At 62.3% G+C, this 18151-nt stretch carries 18 protein-coding genes, 1 pseudogene and 1 riboswitch; of the genes and pseudogenes, 14 read left to right on the top strand and 5 right to left on the bottom strand.

Translation table 11 applies throughout. From position 1 onward, the window contains the following. Positions 1–114: 114 nt before the first annotated feature. Genes ACKJSM_RS27620 through purM form a run of 3 tightly spaced genes read right to left on the bottom strand, consistent with a single transcriptional unit; the run spans position 115 to position 2545 of the window. A complete protein-coding gene (locus ACKJSM_RS27620) occupies positions 115–828 on the bottom strand; it encodes a DUF3108 domain-containing protein (protein ID WP_007950391.1) in 714 nt (237 codons plus the stop codon). 8 nt (positions 829–836) lie between these two features. Continuing rightward, positions 837–1487 (bottom strand): phosphoribosylglycinamide formyltransferase, encoded by a 651-nt coding sequence (purN, locus tag ACKJSM_RS27615; RefSeq protein WP_410239422.1) that lies wholly within the window; start codon positions 1485–1487, stop codon positions 837–839. Beyond that, complete coding sequence (gene purM, locus ACKJSM_RS27610; protein WP_410239421.1) at positions 1487–2545, bottom strand: phosphoribosylformylglycinamidine cyclo-ligase; 1059 nt, start codon at positions 2543–2545, stop codon at positions 1487–1489. Before purM ends, purN begins: the two co-directional genes overlap by 1 nt. A 375-nt stretch (positions 2546–2920) precedes the next feature. On the opposite strand from purM, the gene ACKJSM_RS27605 reads away from it, so the two are divergent. The 5 genes from ACKJSM_RS27605 to ACKJSM_RS27585 all read left to right on the top strand — a co-directional run bounded on the left by ACKJSM_RS27605 (position 2921) and on the right by ACKJSM_RS27585 (position 7594). Further along, on the top strand, positions 2921–3979 hold the full coding sequence (locus ACKJSM_RS27605; RefSeq protein WP_410239420.1) for a DUF2066 domain-containing protein: 1059 nt from the start codon (positions 2921–2923) through the stop codon (positions 3977–3979). A gap of 35 nt (positions 3980–4014) precedes the next feature. Beyond that, the gene (locus ACKJSM_RS27600) at positions 4015–5088 is read left to right on the top strand and encodes an AI-2E family transporter (protein ID WP_236181884.1); all 1074 of its coding nucleotides are present in this window, start codon (positions 4015–4017) and stop codon (positions 5086–5088) included. A gap of 210 nt (positions 5089–5298) precedes the next feature. Then, on the top strand, positions 5299–6003 hold the full coding sequence (hda, locus tag ACKJSM_RS27595; protein ID WP_007950396.1) for a DnaA regulatory inactivator Hda: 705 nt from the start codon (positions 5299–5301) through the stop codon (positions 6001–6003). Positions 6004–6217: 214 nt separating this feature from the next. Then, complete coding sequence (locus ACKJSM_RS27590) at positions 6218–6838, top strand: C40 family peptidase (protein WP_039769810.1); 621 nt, start codon at positions 6218–6220, stop codon at positions 6836–6838. Positions 6839–7057: 219 nt separating this feature from the next. Next, complete coding sequence (locus tag ACKJSM_RS27585; RefSeq protein ID WP_236181885.1) at positions 7058–7594, top strand: C40 family peptidase; 537 nt, start codon at positions 7058–7060, stop codon at positions 7592–7594. A gap of 64 nt (positions 7595–7658) precedes the next feature. Here ACKJSM_RS27585 and ACKJSM_RS27580 read toward each other — a convergent pair whose 3' ends face one another. Together ACKJSM_RS27580 and ACKJSM_RS27575 are read right to left on the bottom strand one after the other, a co-directional pair. Next, positions 7659–8972: a PQQ-dependent sugar dehydrogenase gene (locus ACKJSM_RS27580; protein WP_410239419.1), complete on the bottom strand. Its 1314-nt coding sequence runs from the start codon at positions 8970–8972 to the stop codon at positions 7659–7661. Between the two features lie 66 nt (positions 8973–9038). Beyond that, positions 9039–9623 (bottom strand): hypothetical protein, encoded by a 585-nt coding sequence (locus ACKJSM_RS27575; RefSeq protein ID WP_039769816.1) that lies wholly within the window; start codon positions 9621–9623, stop codon positions 9039–9041. Positions 9624–9789: 166 nt separating this feature from the next. Continuing rightward, positions 9790–10016, top strand: a riboswitch (cobalamin riboswitch). A gap of 80 nt (positions 10017–10096) precedes the next feature. Between ACKJSM_RS27575 and cobO the strand changes: the two genes are divergently transcribed. The 9 genes and pseudogenes from cobO to cobC all read left to right on the top strand — a co-directional run bounded on the left by cobO (position 10097) and on the right by cobC (position 18151). After that, on the top strand, positions 10097–10708 hold the full coding sequence (gene cobO / locus ACKJSM_RS27570) for a cob(I)yrinic acid a,c-diamide adenosyltransferase (RefSeq protein ID WP_236181887.1): 612 nt from the start codon (positions 10097–10099) through the stop codon (positions 10706–10708). Continuing rightward, the gene (locus tag ACKJSM_RS27565; RefSeq protein ID WP_410239418.1) at positions 10705–12000 is read left to right on the top strand and encodes a cobyrinate a,c-diamide synthase; all 1296 of its coding nucleotides are present in this window, start codon (positions 10705–10707) and stop codon (positions 11998–12000) included. The genes cobO and ACKJSM_RS27565 overlap by 4 nt, the downstream gene beginning before the upstream one ends. Then, positions 11997–12647, top strand: coding sequence for a 5,6-dimethylbenzimidazole synthase (bluB, locus tag ACKJSM_RS27560; protein WP_236181889.1), 651 nt, complete (start codon positions 11997–11999; stop codon positions 12645–12647). Before ACKJSM_RS27565 ends, bluB begins: the two co-directional genes overlap by 4 nt. Further along, a complete protein-coding gene (gene cbiB / locus ACKJSM_RS27555; protein ID WP_236181890.1) occupies positions 12644–13552 on the top strand; it encodes an adenosylcobinamide-phosphate synthase CbiB in 909 nt (302 codons plus the stop codon). The genes bluB and cbiB overlap by 4 nt, the downstream gene beginning before the upstream one ends. Continuing rightward, positions 13545–14555, top strand: coding sequence for a threonine-phosphate decarboxylase CobD (cobD, locus tag ACKJSM_RS27550; RefSeq protein WP_410239417.1), 1011 nt, complete (start codon positions 13545–13547; stop codon positions 14553–14555). Before cbiB ends, cobD begins: the two co-directional genes overlap by 8 nt. Beyond that, a pseudogene (locus ACKJSM_RS27545) lies at positions 14552–16010 on the top strand (cobyric acid synthase); the annotation flags it as partial. The gene cobD and the pseudogene ACKJSM_RS27545, both read left to right, overlap by 4 nt. Next, positions 16006–16527: a bifunctional adenosylcobinamide kinase/adenosylcobinamide-phosphate guanylyltransferase gene (cobU, locus tag ACKJSM_RS27540; protein ID WP_236181893.1), complete on the top strand. Its 522-nt coding sequence runs from the start codon at positions 16006–16008 to the stop codon at positions 16525–16527. The pseudogene ACKJSM_RS27545 and the gene cobU, both read left to right, overlap by 5 nt. After that, on the top strand, positions 16524–17579 hold the full coding sequence (gene cobT, locus ACKJSM_RS27535; protein WP_410239416.1) for a nicotinate-nucleotide--dimethylbenzimidazole phosphoribosyltransferase: 1056 nt from the start codon (positions 16524–16526) through the stop codon (positions 17577–17579). Before cobU ends, cobT begins: the two co-directional genes overlap by 4 nt. Then, positions 17576–18151, top strand: a complete 576-nt coding sequence (cobC, locus tag ACKJSM_RS27530) for an alpha-ribazole phosphatase family protein (protein ID WP_410239415.1) — start codon at positions 17576–17578, stop codon at positions 18149–18151. The genes cobT and cobC overlap by 4 nt, the downstream gene beginning before the upstream one ends.

Raw genomic sequence — 18151 nt, 5'->3', positions numbered from 1 at the left:
TGGCGTACGGTTACCGGGATAGCGAATTCTTTTTCATGAAGATCAAGAGCGTGTTTCCCGGCAATCCGTGATGAACCGAAAAAAAGCCCCGCGTTTGCGGGGCTTTTCGTTGAATCAGCTGCCTTTGACCGTTTTGCCGTTGACCGTGCCGTCGAGGAGCATGATGTTGTACTCCTTGCCGTCGGTTTCGACCTGTTGCAGGCGGACCAGCAGGTAATCCCAGTCCTTGGCGAACCACAGGACGGTGATGCGCTTGCTTTGTGTCGGATCGCGGACGCGTTCGACCTTGATCGCATCGATCTGGCCGGCCTTGGTTTCGACTTTCTCCGAACCCAGCACGCGGAAGTCGTAGGTATCGACTTCGCCATCATCGACCACCTGATAGCTCATGCTTTTCTTGCCGGCGGCCACGTCATGCTGCAGCGCCAGTTGATAGGTGGATTTGTCGACCATGCCGCGGTTGAGCGGGATTTTCACCGCGTCGCCGCGGTCGGTGCCGGTCACCAGCTTGTTGGCCCAGTCGAAGTCCAGGTCAGCTTTTTTCGCCTTGCCCAGACCACCGCGTTCGAAGTGGTAGGACTGTGGCAGCAGGGTGTCCTTGTCCAGGGTCAGGGTGCTTTCCTCGGACAGGCTGGCAATCATCATCGAGGCCTTGAAGCTGAGCTTCCAGACGCCGTTGGCTTGTTTGGTCAGACTGCGTTCGGCGGTGCCGCTCATGGGCAGCTGTTTCCAGTCGGCGGTGTAGCTGGCGGAGAACGGTTGAAGGTCTGCCGCCTGGGCGAAAGGCAGGGCGAGCAGAGCGCAAGCGAAGAGCAGGGCGCGACGCATAAAATCTCCTAGTTTCGAATCAAGTGACCGCTGGCCCCGAGTAACTGGCCATCCAGTAAAGCACCTTGCTCGCCGAGGCTCAGCCGTCCTTCGGCGAACCAGCGTACGGCCATCGGGTAGATCAGGTGTTCCTGAGCGTGAACCCGCTGCGCCAGACTTTGCGGCGAATCGTGCAACTCTACCGGGATTACTGCCTGTACGACCAGTGGCCCGCCATCGAGTTCCTCGGTGACGAAGTGCACGGAGCAGCCGTGTTCGGCGTCGCCGGCCTCCAGCGCGCGCTGATGAGTGTTTAACCCTTTGTATTTGGGTAGCAGCGACGGGTGGATGTTGAGCAGGCGACCCTGGTAGTGACGGACGAAGTCAGCGCTGAGAATGCGCATGAAGCCGGCCAGTACCACGAGTTTGGGGCTGAATTCGTCGATCAGTTCGATCAGAGCGGTATCGAAGGCCTCGCGGCCCTCGAATCCCTTGTGATCCAGCGAGCGGGTGGCGATACCCGCGTCACTGGCGCGTTGCAGGCCGTAGGCGTCGGCGCGGTTGGAAATCACCGCAGCGATGCGGACCGGGCTGTCGCCGGTCCGCGTGCTGTCGATCAGGGCCTGCAAGTTACTGCCGGTGCCGGACAGCAGCACCACGACATCACAGGTGTTTGGCATCAGTGAGCCTTGAGGTTCTTCAGTTCGACCTGAGCCGCGCCTTCGGCAGCGACAGCGATCTGACCGATGACCCAAGGCTGCTCGCCGGCGTCACGCAGAGTATTCAGGGCAACTTCAACGTGTTCCTGAGCCACGCAGATCACCATGCCCACGCCGCAGTTCAGCACGCGGTGCATTTCGGTTTCGTCGACGTTGCCTTTCTCTTGCAGCCAGTCGAAGACGGCCGGGCGAGTCCAGCTGGCCACGTCAACCACCGCTTGAGCGCCTTTTGGCAGAACGCGCGGGATGTTGTCCAGCAGGCCGCCACCGGTGATGTGGGCCATGGCCTTGACGGCGCCGGTGTCCTTGATCAGCTTGAGCAGCGGCTTCACATAGATGCGGGTCGGGGCCATCAGCAGTTCGGTCAGCGGCTTGCCATCGAGCTGGACGGTTTCGATGTCGGCACCGGAGACTTCGATGATCTTGCGGATCAGCGAGTAGCCGTTGGAGTGCGGGCCGGACGATGGCAGGGCGATCAGGGCGTCACCGGTGGCGACTTTCGAGCCGTCGATGATGTCGGCTTTTTCCACGACGCCGACGCAGAAGCCGGCCAGGTCGTAATCTTCGCCTTCGTACATGCCAGGCATTTCAGCGGTTTCGCCGCCGACCAGCGAGCAGCCAGCCAGTTCGCAGCCTGCACCGATACCGGTGACCACGGTGGCGGCCACGTCGACGTTCAGCTTGCCGGTGGCGTAGTAGTCGAGGAAGAACAGCGGCTCGGCGCCGCACACCACCAGATCGTTGACGCACATGGCGACCAGATCCTGGCCGATGCTGTCGTGCTTGTTCAGGTTCAGCGCCAGGCGCAGCTTGGTGCCGACGCCATCAGTACCGGAAACCAGCACCGGTTGCTTGTAGCCGGCCGGGATCTCGCAGAGGGCGCCGAAACCGCCCAGGCCGCCCATGACTTCCGGGCGCGCAGTGCGCTTGGCGACGCTCTTGATGCGTTCGACCAATGCTTCACCGGCGTCGATGTCTACACCGGCGTCCTTGTAGCTCAGGGAGGGTTGCTTGCTCATGATCCAGGCCTTTAGGGGAGGGGATTCAGGGGTAACGACCGAGTTCAGCGGGAACGCCGAATCCGACAGGGGCGATTGCCTCACGCGAAGTTCGGGGTGCCCGGCTGTTGCCGGTCTGCGAAGGCGCGCGATTTTATCAGGCTTGAGGGGCAGCGGCCATCCTCACGCCGACGGGCAGGGGCATATCGGCCGAAATTTTTTGCAATTCACGCTGTAGGTGACATCACGGGTGCCTGTATAAGGGAACCGTCTATCGTTAGGACTGTGCAAAAACTTACCGCCCGCGTGTGAATGTTTTGCGACGGCCTGTGGTCTCAGGCTTGCATTACGGTTCACGCGGCCTGTTCCAGCCGCTCTTGTCGACGGGAATTCTCCATGCGTTTTTGTAAATTGCTGTTAGTGGGTGGCTTGTCTCTGATCAGCCTGACGACTCAGGCCGAAAATCTCAAAGGTCTTTATCAGGTGCGCGAACCGGTCACTGGCCAGTCGCCGGAAGAGCGTGATCGCGCCACCCAGGCCGCGCTGGATACGTTGGTGCTGCGCCTGACCGGCGACCCGAAAGCCCCACAGAACCCGGGGCTGGCGCCGGTTCGCAAGGATCCGCAGCAGATCATCAGTCAGTTCGGTTTCGATGCCGGGCCGCCGGAAGTGCTGAAAGTCGATTTCGACCCGGGAACTACCGAGCAGGCGTTGCGCCGCGCCGGGCTGGCGCTGTGGGGCGCTAACCGGCCATCGATCCTGAGCTGGTGGCTGAATGATTCAACCGAGGGTTCAAGCCTGGTGGGTGACGGTCAGGCCAGTGCCGCGCCTTTGCGCCGCGCCGCGCAGCACCGTGGATTGCCGTTGCGCCTGCCGTTGGCGGACTTGAGCGAGCAATTGGTTGCCACGGCGCCGGCACTCGAAGGTGCCGACCCGGCGCCATTGCGCAACGCTTCTGAACGCTACAGCGCCGACGCCTTGCTCGCCGTGCATGCCCGCGAAGACGGCGGACAGTGGCAGGCCAAATGGCAATTGTGGCTGGGCGATAAAAAAGAGGCCGGCAACGTGCAGGGCGCGGATCAGGCCGCCGTGGCGGATGCGGTGATGCTGGCGGTCGCTGAGCGTCTGGCGCCGCGCTTTGTCGCCAAACCGGGCGCGTCCGGCCAGCAGACCCTGGAGGTGCAGGGCATGAATCTGGAGCATTACGCGGCGCTGCTGCGGTTACTCGAACCGTTTGGCGTGCGTCTGCAAAGTGTCGATGCCGATCGCATCCTGTATCGGGTCAACGGCAGTGCGGATCAGTTGCGAGCGCAATTGTCGCTGGCAAGGTTGCAGGAACTGCCGGCCGAGGCGCCGGTTCCGGTCGCAGCGCCGCAACCTGCGGTGGCCGGGGCGCCGCCAGTCGTTGCGCCGACGCCGACGCCGGTGGCGCCGTCCCTGCGGTTCCGCTGGTAGGTTTTCTTTCTTATATATAAGCAATGGAGTGTTACATGGGCGATACGCGGCGTTGGTTCTGGCTCGGTGGGGTGCTCCTGCTTTGCGCGTTTGTCTGGTTGTTGCATCCGATCCTCACGCCGTTTCTGGTGGCGCTGTTGCTCGCTTATCTGTTCGATCCGCTCGTCGATCGTCTGGAGCGCCTGGGGTTGTCGCGCACCTGGGGTGTGATCGCGGTGTTCGCCCTGTTCACTCTGATCGTCACTGCGTTGTTGCTGGTGCTGGTGCCGATGCTCGCCAGGCAATTGCTGCGGCTCTACGAACTGGCGCCGCAAATGCTCGACTGGTTGCAACACACCGCTGTGCCGTGGGCGCAATCGAAGCTGGGGCTGTCGGACGGCTTCTGGAAATTCGACAAGGTCAAAGCCGCGATCAGCGAACACATGGGGCAAACCACTGACATTGTCAGTGTTGTGTTGAGTCAGGCGACGGCCTCAAGCCTGGCGCTGATCGGCTGGCTGGCGAATCTGGTGCTGATCCCGGTGGTGAGCTTTTACCTGCTGCGCGACTGGGACGTGATGATGGCCAAGATCCGTGGCCTGTTGCCCCGTGATCGCGAAGAGCGTTTGGTTGCCCTGGCGGGTGAATGCCATGAAGTGCTGGGCGCGTTCGTGCGCGGGCAGTTGCTGGTGATGCTGGGCTTGGGTGTGATCTATGCGGCGGGCCTGATGATTGTCGGGCTGGAGCTGGGGCTGTTGATCGGCCTGATCGCAGGGCTGGCGGCGATTGTGCCGTACATGGGGTTTGTGATCGGCATCGGCGCGGCGCTGATTGCCGGGTTGTTTCAGTTTGGAGGCGATCTGTATCCGATGATCGGGATCGTCGCGGTGTTCATGGTCGGTCAGGCCCTGGAAGGCATGGTGCTGACGCCCCTGCTGGTGGGGGACCGGATCGGTCTGCACCCGGTGGCGGTGATCTTTGCGATTCTGGCCGGTGGCGAGCTGTTCGGCTTCACCGGTGTGCTGCTGGCGCTGCCGGTGGCGGCGGTGATCATGGTGCTGGTGCGGCATGTGCACGATCTGTACAAGGATTCCGACATCTACAGTGGGGTGGATGAACTGGAGTTGTAATCGTGAAGCGCGGGCCGCCCGGTGGGATCACCGGTTGGCCCGTCTCATGCAGGCCATGGCGCCAAAGAAACTGTCATAAAACCAGCCCGTTAACGCAAACCTTTGATTTTGCTTGGGGTCTGTCGCATTGTGCGCTCCGCTTCACGGGTATAAACTTCGCTCACTTTACACAGAGGCCACTAACGGTTCCTCGGGAACTGTTCAGTCAGCATGAAACCGATTCAGCTGCCCCTAGGTGTGCGTCTGCGTGACGACGCCACCTTCATCAATTACTACCCAGGCGCCAATGCCGCGGCACTCGGCTATGTCGAGCGTCTCTGCGAAGCCGACGCCGGCTGGACCGAAAGCCTCATTTATCTGTGGGGCAAGCATGGGGTAGGGCGTACGCATCTGTTGCAGGCCGCGTGCCTGCGCTTCGAGCAGATGGGTGAACCGGCGGTGTACCTGCCGCTGGCCGAGTTGATGGATCGCGGCATCGAAATTCTCGACAACCTCGAACAGTACGAACTGGTCTGTCTGGACGACTTGCAGGTGATTGCCGGCAAGGCGGACTGGGAAGAGGCGATGTTTCATCTGTTCAACCGTCTGCGTGACAGCGGTCGGCGTCTGCTGATTGCGGCGTCCACTTCGCCGCGTGAACTGCCGATCAAACTCGCCGACCTGAAATCGCGCCTGACCCTGGCGCTGATTTTCCAGATGCGTCCTCTCTCCGATGAAGACAAATTGCGTGCCCTGCAATTGCGCGCATCCCGTCGTGGTCTGCACCTGACCGACGAGGTCGGGCATTTTATTCTGACTCGCGGTACCCGCAGCATGAGTGCGCTTTTCGATCTGCTGGAGCAGCTCGATCAGGCCTCTTTGCAGGCTCAGCGCAAGTTGACCATTCCCTTCCTGAAAGAAACCCTGGGCTGGTAAAACCGGGGCTTTCAGACGGTTTCGGCATATTTCAGGCGCCAGAAAACCCGCTTTCCTGTGGGTTGCACAGGCTGCGTCTCGATTCAAATAGGCTTAAGCGCTTAGATGTTAACGAGAAACCGAGAAGTCACAAAAAGATCGATTGAATTTGCAAATGAGGCTGATAGCGGGCATAGTCTCGGCTTCTTTACAACTATCAGCCACGGTCGTGCCCATGCTAAAGCGCTTCGCACCCCTCGTGCCTCTCGCACTCGTCACCCTGTTGTTCGGTTGCGCTGCTCATTCACCTGTTAACCAAGAGCAGCAACAGCAGGTTAAAAATTCTGCCACCGCCCAGTCTTCCGTTATTTACCAGGAAGAGCTGGACACCGAAAAAGAACTCGCCGACTTCAATGGCAAGAAGCCTTACCAGCTTCCGGTTCTGGCCGACAGCATTCTCGAACGCGGCATGTCCCTGATCGGTACCCGTTACCGTTTCGGCGGTACCTCTGAAGCCGGTTTCGATTGCAGCGGTTTCATCGGCTATCTGTTCCGTGAAGAAGCCGGCATGAATCTGCCGCGCTCCACCCGCGAAATGATCAACGTGGATGCGCCGCTGGTTTCGCGCAGCAATCTCGAGCCGGGCGATCTGCTGTTCTTCGCCACCAATGGTCGTCGCGGTCGTGTCAGTCACGCCGGGATCTACCTGGGCGACAACCAGTTCATCCACTCCAGCTCTCGTCGCAGCGGCGGTGTTCGCATCGACAGCCTGGGCGACAGCTACTGGAGCAAGACCTTCATCGAAGCCAAGCGCGCTTTGGCGAACGCTCCAACCGTGGTGACCGCTCGTAAGTAATCACTCGTTTGTCGCTACGCTTGTGGCGACAAAGCGGCCCTTCAGAGGCAATAGACCTAAACTTTACAAGGTGAAGTTAAAGTCTTACTTGAAGTTTGCCGCGTAGCCGCTAGAATCCTGATCTATATTGATGGCAAACCGCCTGCGTCCTAACGCAGGCGGTTTTGTTTTCTGTCGAATCGGCAGTCAAAGCCTCAGCCAGATCAGGATGTTCTGCATATGACGATGTCGGCCCGCTTTGCCCTGATGTTCTTCGCCGCGCTGCTCAGCGCCTGCGCCAGCCGCACTCCGCCGCCGGCGCCGATGGTTCGCGCCCCGATCGTGTTCGGATCTTCCCAGACCTTTTCGCCCGTTGCCGAAGACGTGCTGTTCCGCGCGCTCGGGCTGGTCGGCACGCCTTATCGCTGGGGCGGCAATACGCCGGATTCGGGCTTCGATTGCAGTGGCCTGATCGGTTTCGTCTACCGCGATGCCGCCGGCATCAGCCTGCCGCGTTCGACCCGCGAGATGATCGTCATGCAGGCGCCGAATGTCGGCAAGGAAGGGCTGCAGACCGGCGACCTGATTTTCTTCGCCACCAATGGCGGCTCACAGGTCAGCCATGCGGGAATCTACGTCGGGGAAGGGCGCTTCGTTCACGCGCCGGCCACCGGTGGCACGGTGAAGCTGGACAGTCTCTCGAAAGCCTATTGGCAAAAAGCCTATCTGAGCGCCAAGCGCGTTCTGCAGCCAGAGCATCTGGCGCATAACCCGTAGTCCAGAGACATAAAAACCCGTGGGAGCCAATGGCTTCCACGGGTTTTTTTACGCCTGTAGCACATTAGCGGGCCGCTGACACCCGCCATACCTTGTTGCCTACATCATCCGCCACCAGCAATGCGCCTTGCTGGTCGATCACCACGCCAACTGGGCGACCCCGCGCGTTTTCGTCCTTGTCGAGGAAGCCAGTCAACACGTCCACCGGTGTTCCGCTCGGTTTGCCAGCGACAAACGGTACGAAGATCACCTTGTAGCCACTGTGCGGTTTGCGGTTCCACGAGCCGTGCTGGCCGATGAATGCACCTTCCTTGAACTGCGCCGGCAGGCGATTGCCTTCGGCGAAGGTCAGGCCCAGTGACGCGGTGTGCGGGCCGACGGCGTAGTCCGGAGCGATGGCCTTGGCCACCATGTCTGGACGCTGCGGTTCCACCCGCGCGTCGATGTGTTGGCCGTAGTAGCTGAACGGCCAGCCATAGAAACCACCGTCCTTGACCGAGGTGATGTAGTCCGGGACCAGATCGCTGCCAATCTCATCGCGTTCGTTGACGGCCGTCCACAGTGCACCGCTTTGCGGCTCCCAAGCCAGGCCGTTGGGGTTGCGGATGCCCGAGGCGAAGATCCGGTGGTTGCCGGTGGCGCGATCCACTTCCCAGATTGCCGCACGGCCTTCTTCCTGGTCGAGACCGTTTTCGCCGACATTGCTGTTCGAGCCGACGGTGACGTACAACTTGCTGCCGTCCTTGCTGGCGATGACGTTTTTGGTCCAGTGATGATTGAGTGTGCCGCCCGGCAGGTCCACAACCTTGATCGGCTGGGTCTTGATCTCGGTCACGCCGGGCTCGTAATTAAAGCGCAACAGGCGATCGGTATCGGCGACGTACAGGTCGTTGCCGACCAGCGTCATGCCGAACGGCGAGTTGAGGTTTTGCAGAAATACCGTGCGGGTTTCGGCTACGCCGTCATGATCGGCGTCACGCAGCAGGGTGATGCGGTTCGGGCTGGGAGTGCCGGCGCCGGCTCGGCTCACGACTTTTTTCTGCACCCAGCCGCGAATGCCCTTGCTGTCGTCTGGTTTGGGCGGGGCGTTGGTTTCCGCCACCAGCACATCGCCATTGGGTAATACGTAGAGCCAGCGCGGGTGATCGAGATTCTCGGCAAACGCTGCCACCTGTGTGCCTGCCGCTGTGGTCGGTTTGGCGCCAGCCGGCCAGCCGACGGCCGGGGCGATGTTCACCGTCGGGATCAGGGTCTTGTTCGGTTCGGGCAGTTTGGGTGACGGGCCAGTGCCGTCGGAGACTTGCAGGCTGGAGGATTCACCACAGGCGGTGAGCCCTCCGGCGAGCATGATGACGAAAACGAACGGGGTTTTGCGCATTGTTGACCTTCCCTATGAATGCATTCCTGACCATAGAGAAGCACACAATCGCGATGGTTCAAACCTTCAGCCGCGGGCTTCCTTGAAAAGCACGGCAATGCCGGGGTGATAGTTACCGGCTTCACTGCGTAATTTGCGGTAGGCATAGGGGAAGTACCAGGCGACGGCGCAGGTGTGTTCCTTTTGCAGGTCGTCGACCATGTCCTGCAATTCTTCCGGGCTGGCGCTGTGCTGGGCTTTTTGCGGGGCGACGAACAGACAGCCGAGTTTCAGGTCGCTGGCGTAGCTGATGCGCTTGGCGTCGCTGGTGATATCCGCCAGGGCCTGGGTCAGATTCAGGCTGGTGACGCGCGGCCAGCGTTGGGTCGCCTGAATGAAGGCACGATCCTCGGCGCCAGCAATAAACAAATCGGCACGGGCGTTGCGCTCGCCTTCTTCGTTCTGTTTGCGGGTGGCAGTGTCGCGCAGCGTGACCAGTTCAGCCATCCACGCGGCGGCCGACAGCAGGCCAAGGTTGGCTTTTTCGTCGTGCCAGTAGGGCGTGTCATTGTCGCCGCGCACGGCGTTGTAACGGTCGATACAGTCAAACCAGCGTTCCAGCACCGGGCGCAGGAATTCCAGTCGCGGATTGCTGATGATCATGCCTTGCATGGTGCTCTCCCTTGTTATTGTGATGTGCTCTCTGCAGTCAAAAAGCATGGCTCTTTGATATCACTCATGGCAGTGTGGCACAAGATTGGCGTCAGTTAATTGATCGGCGGCAGTTATTCGCCGCACAAGTCCCTCTTCAATTGACGCTCCACCCCCAACCCTCTAACCTTCGCGGCTTGTTTCAGGTGCTCTGTGGCGCATGTCGACAGAGTGAAACAGGGAAGCCGGTGAGGCGGGTCTTCAAGCGATGAACCCTCACAATCCCGGCGCTGCCCCCGCAACGGTAAATGAGTGAAAGCTGCGTCTGATGCCACTGCGTAAAAGCGGGAAGGCGCGCAGCCAGGCACCAGCCGCTCATGAGCCCGGAGACCGGCCTGATCCATCCAGCGGCATCACGGTGGGCGATGCCAGGCTTGTTGCCGTCTATTCTTGTGCCTGCCCGCCGTTATCCAGCCTCAACGGAGAGCTCCCCCATGACTGATTCCCCCGAACGCGACGAGCGCCATCTCGCGCGCATGCAGCGCAAAAAAGCCGTGATCGACGAGCGCATCGCCAATTCGCCAGACGAATGCGGTCTGGTGCTGGTGCTGACCGGCAACGGCAAAGGCAAAAGCAGCTCGGCATTCGGCATGCTCGCCCGCGCCATGGGCCACGGCATGCAGTGCGGCGTGGTGCAGTTCATCAAGGGCCGCAACAGCACCGGCGAAGAACTGTTCTTCCGCCGCTTCCCCGAACAGGTGCGCTTTCATGTGATGGGCGAGGGCTTCACCTGGGAAACCCAGGATCGCCAGCGCGACATCGCCGCCGCCGAGGCTGCATGGGAAGTCTCCCGCGAGTTGTTGCGCGATCCGTCGATCGGTCTGGTGGTGCTCGATGAACTGAATATTGCCCTCAAACATGGCTACCTCGATCTGGATCAGGTGCTCAGCGATCTGCAGGCCCGCCCGCCGATGCAACACGTGATCGTCACTGGCCGCGGCGCCAAGCCGGAAATGATCGAGATGGGCGACACCGTCACGGAAATGGGCATGATCAAGCACGCCTTCCAGGCCGGTATCAAAGCGCAGAAAGGCGTCGAACTTTGAATCAACCACGTCACTGCCCGGCGGTACTGATCGCCGCGCCGGCCTCCGGCCAGGGCAAGACCACCGTCACCGCTGCGCTGGCCCGTCTGCATCGCAATCAGGGGCGCAAGGTTCGTGTGTTCAAATGCGGCCCTGACTTTCTCGACCCGATGATCCTCGAGCGCGCCAGCGGTGCGCCGGTCTATCAACTGGACATGTGGATGGTCGGCGAGCAGGAAAGCCGACGCCTGTTGTGGGAAGCCGCTCACGAAGCCGATCTGATCCTGATCGAAGGCGTGATGGGCCTGTTCGATGGCACGCCATCGAGCGCCGACCTGGCGCGGCATTTCGGCGTTCCGGTGCTCGGCGTGATCGACGGCACGGCCATGGCTCAGACCTTCGGCGCACTGGCCCTGGGCCTGGCGCGCTATCAGCCGGACTTGCCGTTCGCCGGCGTGCTGGCCAACCGCGTCGGCACCGTGCGCCATGCGCAGTTACTCGAAGGCAGCCTCACCGAAGGTCTGCGCTGGTACGGCGCGTTGTCCCGGGAAACCGGGATCGAACTGCCGAGCCGCCATCTCGGTCTGGTGCAGGCCAGCGAACTCAATGACCTCGACGTGCGCCTCGATGCCGCCGCCCAAGCGCTGGCCGGCACTTGCGAGGTAGCGCTGCCACCGGCCGTCGAGTTCGCTGCGCCTGAAATCGTTGAGACCGAAAAACTGCTCCAAGGCGTTCGGATTGCGGTCGCCCGCGACGAAGCCTTCGCCTTCACCTACGGTGCCAGCCTCGATCTGTTACGGGCGATGGGCGCCGAGCTGAGTTTCTTCTCGCCGATCCGCGATGCGCAATTGCCCGAAGCGGACAGCTTGTACCTGCCCGGCGGTTATCCGGAATTGCACCACGTTGCCTTGTCGCAGAACACCGCCATGCTCAAAGCGATCCGCGCGCATCACGCCGCCGGCAAACCATTGCTCGCCGAATGTGGCGGCATGCTCTATCTGCTGGACTCACTGACCGATGTCGAAGGCACCCGTGCTGATTTGGTCGGCCTGTTGAGTGGCGATGCGGTGATGCAGAAACGTCTGGCTGCGCTGGCCTTGCAGGAGGTCGACCTGCCGGAAGGCCTGTTGCGCGGCCACACCTATCACCATTCCCTGACTACCACCGAACTGATGCCGATTGCCCGGGGCCACAGCCCCAATGGCGGGCGCGGTGCGGAGGCGGTGTATAGGGAAGGGCGGATGACCGCCTCGTACGTGCATTTTTACTTTCCGTCGAATCCGTCGGCGATTGCCGCACTGTTGGTGCCATGACCGACAACGCTTTCACTGACGCCGAGCGCGAAGCGGTCTACCGCGCCATCGCCGAACGCCGCGACATGCGCCACTTCAGCGGCGGCACGGTCGAGCCTGACGTGTTGCGCCGATTGCTTGAAGCCGCGCATCAGGCGCCGAGCGTCGGCCTGATGCAGCCGTGGCGTTTCATTCGTATCAGCGACCGCGCCTTGCGTGGCCAGATCCAGAACCTTGTTGAAGAAGAGCGCGTACGCACCGCCGAAGCCCTCGGCGAGCGCAGTGACGAGTTCATGAAACTCAAGGTCGAGGGCATCAACGACTGTGCCGAAGTGCTGATTGCCGCGTTGATGGATGATCGCGAAAAACACATCTTCGGTCGTCGCACGCTGCCGGAAATGGACATGGCCTCATTGTCCTGCGCGATCCAGAACCTGTGGCTCGCCGCGCGTGCCGAAGGCCTGGGCATGGGCTGGGTGTCGCTGTTCGACCCGCAGGCGCTGGCCGATCTGCTGAAGCTGCCGGCCGGGGCCAAGCCGCTGGCGGTGTTGTGCCTGGGGCCGGTCAAGGCATTCTATCCGGCGCCGATGCTGGTACTCGAAGGGTGGGCGCAGGCGCGTCCGCTCAATGAGCTGCTGTATGAAAATTTTTGGGGAGTGAGTCAATGAGTGTGGCGTTGTTGAGTGTCGCCGCGGTTGCGCTGGATGCGCTGCTGGGTGAACCGAAACGCTGGCATCCGCTGGTGGCGTTCGGCAATTTCGCCGGGCGCATCGAGCAGCGATTCAATAGCGGTGGTCGCGGCTGGCGCAGTCATGGCGTCACCGCGTGGGTGATTGCGGTGTTGCCGCTGACCTTGCTGGCCACGGCGTTTTCCTGGGCGCCATATGTGGGCTGGATCGTCGAGATTCTTGCGCTGTATTGCGCCCTCGGCATGCGCAGCCTCGGCGAGCACGTCGAACCGGTCGCCAAGGCCCTGCGCGGCGATAATCTGGAAGAGGCGCGCAAGCGTGTGGGCTATCTGGTCAGTCGTCAGACTGATGAGCTGGACAGCACCGCCGTCGCCCGCGCCGCCACCGAATCGGTGCTGGAAAACGGCAGCGATGCGGTGTTCGCCGCGCTGTTCTGGTTTGTCGTGGCCGGTGCGCCGGGCGTGGTGCTCTATCGCCTGAGCAATACGCTGGACGCAATGTGGGGCTATCGCAACGAGCGCTTCGAGCGATTCGGCTGGGCGGCGGCAAAAATCGACGACGTCCTCAACTACATTCCCGCGCGGCTGGTGGCGTTGACCTACGCCTTGCTCGGCAAAACCCGACTGTCGCTGAAATGCTGGCGAACTCAGGCGCCGAAATGGGACAGCCCGAACGCCGGCCCGGTGATGGCTGCTGGCGCGGGTGCGCTGGGTGTCGAACTGGGCGGGCCGGCGATTTACCACGGCGAGCTGCACGAGCGCCCGCAACTGGGCGAGGGCGCAGCGGCGGATGCCGATTCCATTGATCGTGGCTGGCAATTGGTCCAGCGCGGGGTATGGTTATGGCTGCTGATTCTCTGCGTGGGGGCTGAATTCTATGCTTGAGCACGGTGGCCGGTTGCGCAGGGCGGCGCTCGAATACGGCATCGCGGAAGAGGACTGGCTCGACCTGTCCACGGGCCTGGCGCCGTGGCCGTTTCCGGTCCTGGACATTCCGCTGCGGGCCTGGGCGCGTTTGCCGGAGAGCGATGACGGTCTGGAGCAGGCCGCCTGCGATTACTACGGCGCCAGCCAGGTGCTGCCGGTGGCCGGTTCGCAAATGGCCATCCAGTTGCTGCCGCGATTGCGCCGGGCCGGCAAGGTCGGTGTGTTGTCGCCGTGTTATGCCGAGCATGCCGAAGCCTGGCGGCGCAGCGGCTATATCGTGCGTGAGGTGCTGGAACAGGAAGTCGATTTCTTTCTCGACAGCCTCGACGTGTTGGTGGTGGTCAATCCGAACAACCCCACTGGCCTGAACCTGACCCCGGCGCGCCTGCTCGACTGGCATGCGCGGCTGGCCCAGCGGGGTGGCTGGCTGGTGGTCGATGAAGCATTCATGGACAACACGCCGCAGCTGAGTCTTGCTCCGCATGCGCATCAAGTGGGGCTGATCGTGCTGCGCTCGTTCGGCAAGTTTTTCGGTCTGGCCGGGGTGCGGCTCGGGTTCGTGCTGGCCGAGCGCAAATTGCTCCGGTTATTGGCCGAGCAGGTCGGGCCCTGGGCGGTCAGCGGGCCGACCCGGGTACTCGGTCAGGCCTGTCTGCGCGACACCGAAGGCCATACCCGCCAGCGCATTCGCAGCGACGAGGCCAGCGAACGGCTGGCCGCGCTGCTTGAACGTCACGGATTCAAACCGCAGGGTGGCTGTGCGCTGTTTCAGTGGCTGATCACCGAACAGGCCGCCGCGTTACATGAGTTCATGGCTCGGCGCGGCATTCTCCTGCGCCTCTTCGGGCACAACAGCAGCCTGCGATTCGGGCTGCCCGCCGATACCGCCGACGAGGCGCGCCTTGAGCAAGCCCTGCAAGCATTTGCAATGGAGCGCTCTATGGAAAACCAATCAGCATGACCACGTTAATGGTGCAGGGCACCACCTCCGACGCCGGTAAAAGTACCCTGGTGACGGCGCTGTGCCGCTGGGCCACCCGTCAGGGCGTTGCGGTGGTGCCGTTCAAGCCGCAGAACATGGCGCTCAACAGCGCGGTGACGGCCGACGGTGGCGAGATCGGCCGCGCGCAAGCGGTGCAGGCCCAGGCGGCGTTTCTCGAGCCGCACACCGACATGAACCCGGTGCTGCTCAAGCCCAACAGCGATACTGGCGCCCAGGTCATCATCCACGGTCGTGCGGTCACCAGCATGAACGCCGTCGCCTATCACGACTACAAAGCCATCGCCATGCAAGCGGTGCTCGCTTCCCACGAGCGCTTGAGCGCCGCGTATCCGCTGGTGATGGTCGAAGGCGCAGGGTCGCCGGCAGAGATCAATCTGCGCGCCGGCGACATCGCCAACATGGGTTTTGCCGAGGCGGTGGATTGCCCGGTGCTGTTGATTGCCGACATCAATCGCGGCGGCGTGTTTGCCCATCTGGTGGGCACGCTGGAACTGCTGTCGCCGAGCGAACAGGCGCGGGTCAAAGGTTTCATCATCAATCGTTTTCGCGGCGACATCGCCTTGCTGCAACCCGGTCTCGACTGGCTGGAGCAACGCACCGGCAAACCGGTGGTGGGTGTGCTGCCGTACGTGATGGACCTGCATCTGGAGGCCGAGGACGGCATCGATCAGCGTCAGACCGACAAGGCCGAGCAAGTCTTGAAAGTCGTGGTGCCGGTGCTGCCGCGCATCAGCAACCACACCGATTTCGATCCGTTGCGCCTGCATCCGCAAGTCGATCTGCAATTCATCGGCCCGGGGCAGGCGATTCCGCCGGCCGACCTGATTATCCTTCCAGGCTCGAAAAGCGTGCGCAGTGACCTGGCGTATCTGCGCGCCAATGGCTGGGAATCGGCCATCCGCCGTCACCTGCGTTACGGCGGCAAATTGCTGGGGATCTGCGGCGGTCTGCAAATGCTCGGCGAGCAGGTGCACGATCCGCTGGGCCTGGAAGGCGCGTCGGGTTCCAGTGCAGGTCTTGGGCTGCTGGCGTTTGAAACACAGCTCGAAGCCGAGAAGCAGTTGCGCAATGTACGCGGGCGTCTGGCGCTGGAAGATGCCGAGGTCAGCGGCTACGAAATTCATGCGGGTGTGACGACCGGATCGGCGCTGGAAAACGCTGCTGTGTATCTGGACGACGGTCGTTGCGACGGTGCGCAAAGTCTCGACGGGCAGATTTTCGGCACCTACCTGCACGGCCTGTTCGAATCGCCGGCGGCCAGTGCCGCGCTGTTGCGCTGGGCCGGTCTGAACGATGTGCAGGAGGTGGATTACCACGGCTTGCGCGAACGCGATATCGAGCGGCTGGCGGATCTGGTGGAGAAGCACCTGGATACCGGGCGGTTACGTGAACTCTGTGGAATCTCCCCATGCTCCAGTTGATCCTCGGCGGCGCTCGCTCCGGCAAAAGTCGCCTGGCCGAAAAACTCGCCACTGACAGCGCGCTGACCGTGACGTACATCGCCACCAGCCAGCCGTTGGATGGCGAGATGAATGAGCGCGTCGCCCATCATCGCGCCCGTCGTCCCGCCGAATGGGCGTTGATTGAAGAGCCGCTGGAACTGGCTCGGGTGCTGCGCGAAAACGCCGGCCCCGAGCGCTGCCTGCTGGTGGATTGTCTGACGTTGTGGCTGACCAATCTGCTGATGCTCGATGACGCCGAACGCCTCGCCGCCGAGCGTGAAGCCCTGCTCGAATGCCTGGCGTCGCTGCCGGGTGAAATCATTTTTGTCAGCAACGAGACCGGAATGGGTGTCGTGCCGCTGGGCGAATTGACTCGCCGCTACGTCGATGAAGCCGGTTGGCTGCATCAAGCTCTGGCCGAGCGTTGTCAGCGAGTCGTCCTGACGGTCGCCGGCCTGCCCCTGACTCTGAAAGGACCTGCGTTATGACCCAAGCCTGGTGGCTGAACCCGTGCAAACCGGTGGATACGGACGCCGTTGAAAACGCGGCGGCGCGGCAGCAGCAATTGACCAAACCTGCCGGCTCCCTCGGCCAGCTCGAGTCGGTGGCGGTGCAACTGGCAGGATTGCAGGGCCGGATCAAGCCGACGCTGGATCAGGTCTGGATCGCGATTTTTGCCGGCGACCATGGCGTCGTCGCCGAAGGGGTTTCCGCGTACCCGCAGGAAGTCACCGGGCAGATGCTGCTGAACTTTGTTAGCGGCGGTGCGGCGATCAGCGTGTTGGCGCGGCAACTCGGCGCGCAATTGGAAGTGGTGGATCTGGGCACCGTGACCCCGTCGCTGAACCTGCCGGGCGTGCGTCATCTGAACATCGGCCCGGGCACGGCGAATTTCGCCAAGGGCCCGGCGATGACTCAGGCCCAGGGTGAACTCGCCTTGCAGGGCGGCCGCGACAGCGTGCTGCGGGCGAAGGCGGCGGGCGCGCAATTGTTCATCGGCGGCGAAATGGGCATCGGCAACACCAGCGCCGCCAGTGCGCTGGCCTGTGCGTTGCTCGACTGCCCGGTGGCACACCTGACCGGACCCGGCACCGGGTTGAATGCCGAAGGCGTCAGCCACAAGGCGCACGTGATCGAGCGGGCGCTGGCCCTGCACGCGGCGCAGCGTGGCGATGCGTTGCAGACCCTGTTCAATCTCGGCGGTTTCGAGATTGCGGCATTGGTGGGCGCGTATCTGGCCTGCGCTCAGGAAGGCGTGGCGGTGCTGGTAGATGGTTTCATCTGCACAGTCGCCGCGTTGGTAGCGGTGCGCCTGAATCCCGCCTGCCGTGAATGGCTGCTGTTCGGTCATCGTGGTGCAGAGCCGGGTCATCGTCATGTGCTGGAAACCCTGGGTGCCGAACCGCTGCTCGAACTCGACCTGCGTCTGGGCGAGGGCAGTGGCGCGGCGCTGGCGGTGCCGTTGCTGCGTCTGGCCTGTGATCTGCACGGGCAGATGGCAACCTTCGCCGAAGCCGCGGTAGCGGATCGTCCGACATGACCTTGCGTCTGGATCTGTTGCGCCACGGTGAAACCGAACTCGGCGGCGGCCTGCGCGGCAGCCTCGACGATGCGCTGACCGAAAAAGGCTGGGCGCAGATGCGTGAGGCGGTGATCGGGCTCGGGCCATGGGATCGGCTGGTCAGCTCGCCGTTGCAGCGCTGTGCGCGGTTTGCTGAAGAGCTCGGCGCACAGACCGGCCTGTCGGTGGTGCAGGACATGGCGCTGCAAGAGCTGCATTTCGGTGCCTGGGAAGGGCAGAGCGCGGCGGCGTTGATGGAAACCGATGCCGAGGCACTTGGTTTGTTCTGGGCCGATCCGTATGGGTTTACTCCGCCGCAGGGTGAGCCGGTCAGCGATTTTTCGGCACGGGTGCTGGCGGCGGTGACGCGGCTGCATGCGGCGCACGCGGGCGAGCGGGTGTTGCTGGTCAGTCATGGCGGGGTCATGCGTCTGTTGCTGGCGCGGGCCCGAGGTTTGCCCCGTGAACAACTGCTCAATGTTGAAGTCGCTCATGGCGCGCTGTTTTCGCTGATCGTCGAGGCTGACGGTTCGCTCAAGGAAGTGTGCTGA

It is taken from the genome of Pseudomonas sp. PHC1, from assembly GCF_046487845.1.
Classification (GTDB): Bacteria; Pseudomonadota; Gammaproteobacteria; order Pseudomonadales; family Pseudomonadaceae; genus Aquipseudomonas; species Aquipseudomonas sputi.
This window is presented reverse-complemented; position numbering and strand designations above follow the sequence as displayed.

Bases quoted from the DNA above. Each gene is read 5' to 3' on its own strand.
- ACKJSM_RS27590 (WP_039769810.1), top strand. From the start codon at position 6,218: ATGCTAAAGCGCTTCGCACCCCTCGTGCCTCTCGCACTCGTCACCCTG.
- cobU (WP_236181893.1), top strand. From the start codon at position 16,006: ATGCTCCAGTTGATCCTCGGCGGCGCTCGCTCCGGCAAAAGTCGCCTG.
- hda (WP_007950396.1), top strand. From the start codon at position 5,299: ATGAAACCGATTCAGCTGCCCCTAGGTGTGCGTCTGCGTGACGACGCC.
- ACKJSM_RS27575 (WP_039769816.1), bottom strand. From the start codon at position 9,623: ATGCAAGGCATGATCATCAGCAATCCGCGACTGGAATTCCTGCGCCCG.
- cbiB (WP_236181890.1), top strand. From the start codon at position 12,644: ATGAGTGTGGCGTTGTTGAGTGTCGCCGCGGTTGCGCTGGATGCGCTG.
- cobO (WP_236181887.1), top strand. From the start codon at position 10,097: ATGACTGATTCCCCCGAACGCGACGAGCGCCATCTCGCGCGCATGCAG.
- ACKJSM_RS27580 (WP_410239419.1), bottom strand. From the start codon at position 8,972: ATGCGCAAAACCCCGTTCGTTTTCGTCATCATGCTCGCCGGAGGGCTC.
- purM (WP_410239421.1), bottom strand. From the start codon at position 2,545: ATGAGCAAGCAACCCTCCCTGAGCTACAAGGACGCCGGTGTAGACATC.
- bluB (WP_236181889.1), top strand. From the start codon at position 11,997: ATGACCGACAACGCTTTCACTGACGCCGAGCGCGAAGCGGTCTACCGC.
- ACKJSM_RS27605 (WP_410239420.1), top strand. From the start codon at position 2,921: ATGCGTTTTTGTAAATTGCTGTTAGTGGGTGGCTTGTCTCTGATCAGC.
- cobC (WP_410239415.1), top strand. From the start codon at position 17,576: ATGACCTTGCGTCTGGATCTGTTGCGCCACGGTGAAACCGAACTCGGC.
- cobT (WP_410239416.1), top strand. From the start codon at position 16,524: ATGACCCAAGCCTGGTGGCTGAACCCGTGCAAACCGGTGGATACGGAC.
- purN (WP_410239422.1), bottom strand. From the start codon at position 1,487: ATGCCAAACACCTGTGATGTCGTGGTGCTGCTGTCCGGCACCGGCAGT.
- ACKJSM_RS27620 (WP_007950391.1), bottom strand. From the start codon at position 828: ATGCGTCGCGCCCTGCTCTTCGCTTGCGCTCTGCTCGCCCTGCCTTTC.
- ACKJSM_RS27600 (WP_236181884.1), top strand. From the start codon at position 4,015: ATGGGCGATACGCGGCGTTGGTTCTGGCTCGGTGGGGTGCTCCTGCTT.
- cobD (WP_410239417.1), top strand. From the start codon at position 13,545: ATGCTTGAGCACGGTGGCCGGTTGCGCAGGGCGGCGCTCGAATACGGC.
- ACKJSM_RS27585 (WP_236181885.1), top strand. From the start codon at position 7,058: ATGACGATGTCGGCCCGCTTTGCCCTGATGTTCTTCGCCGCGCTGCTC.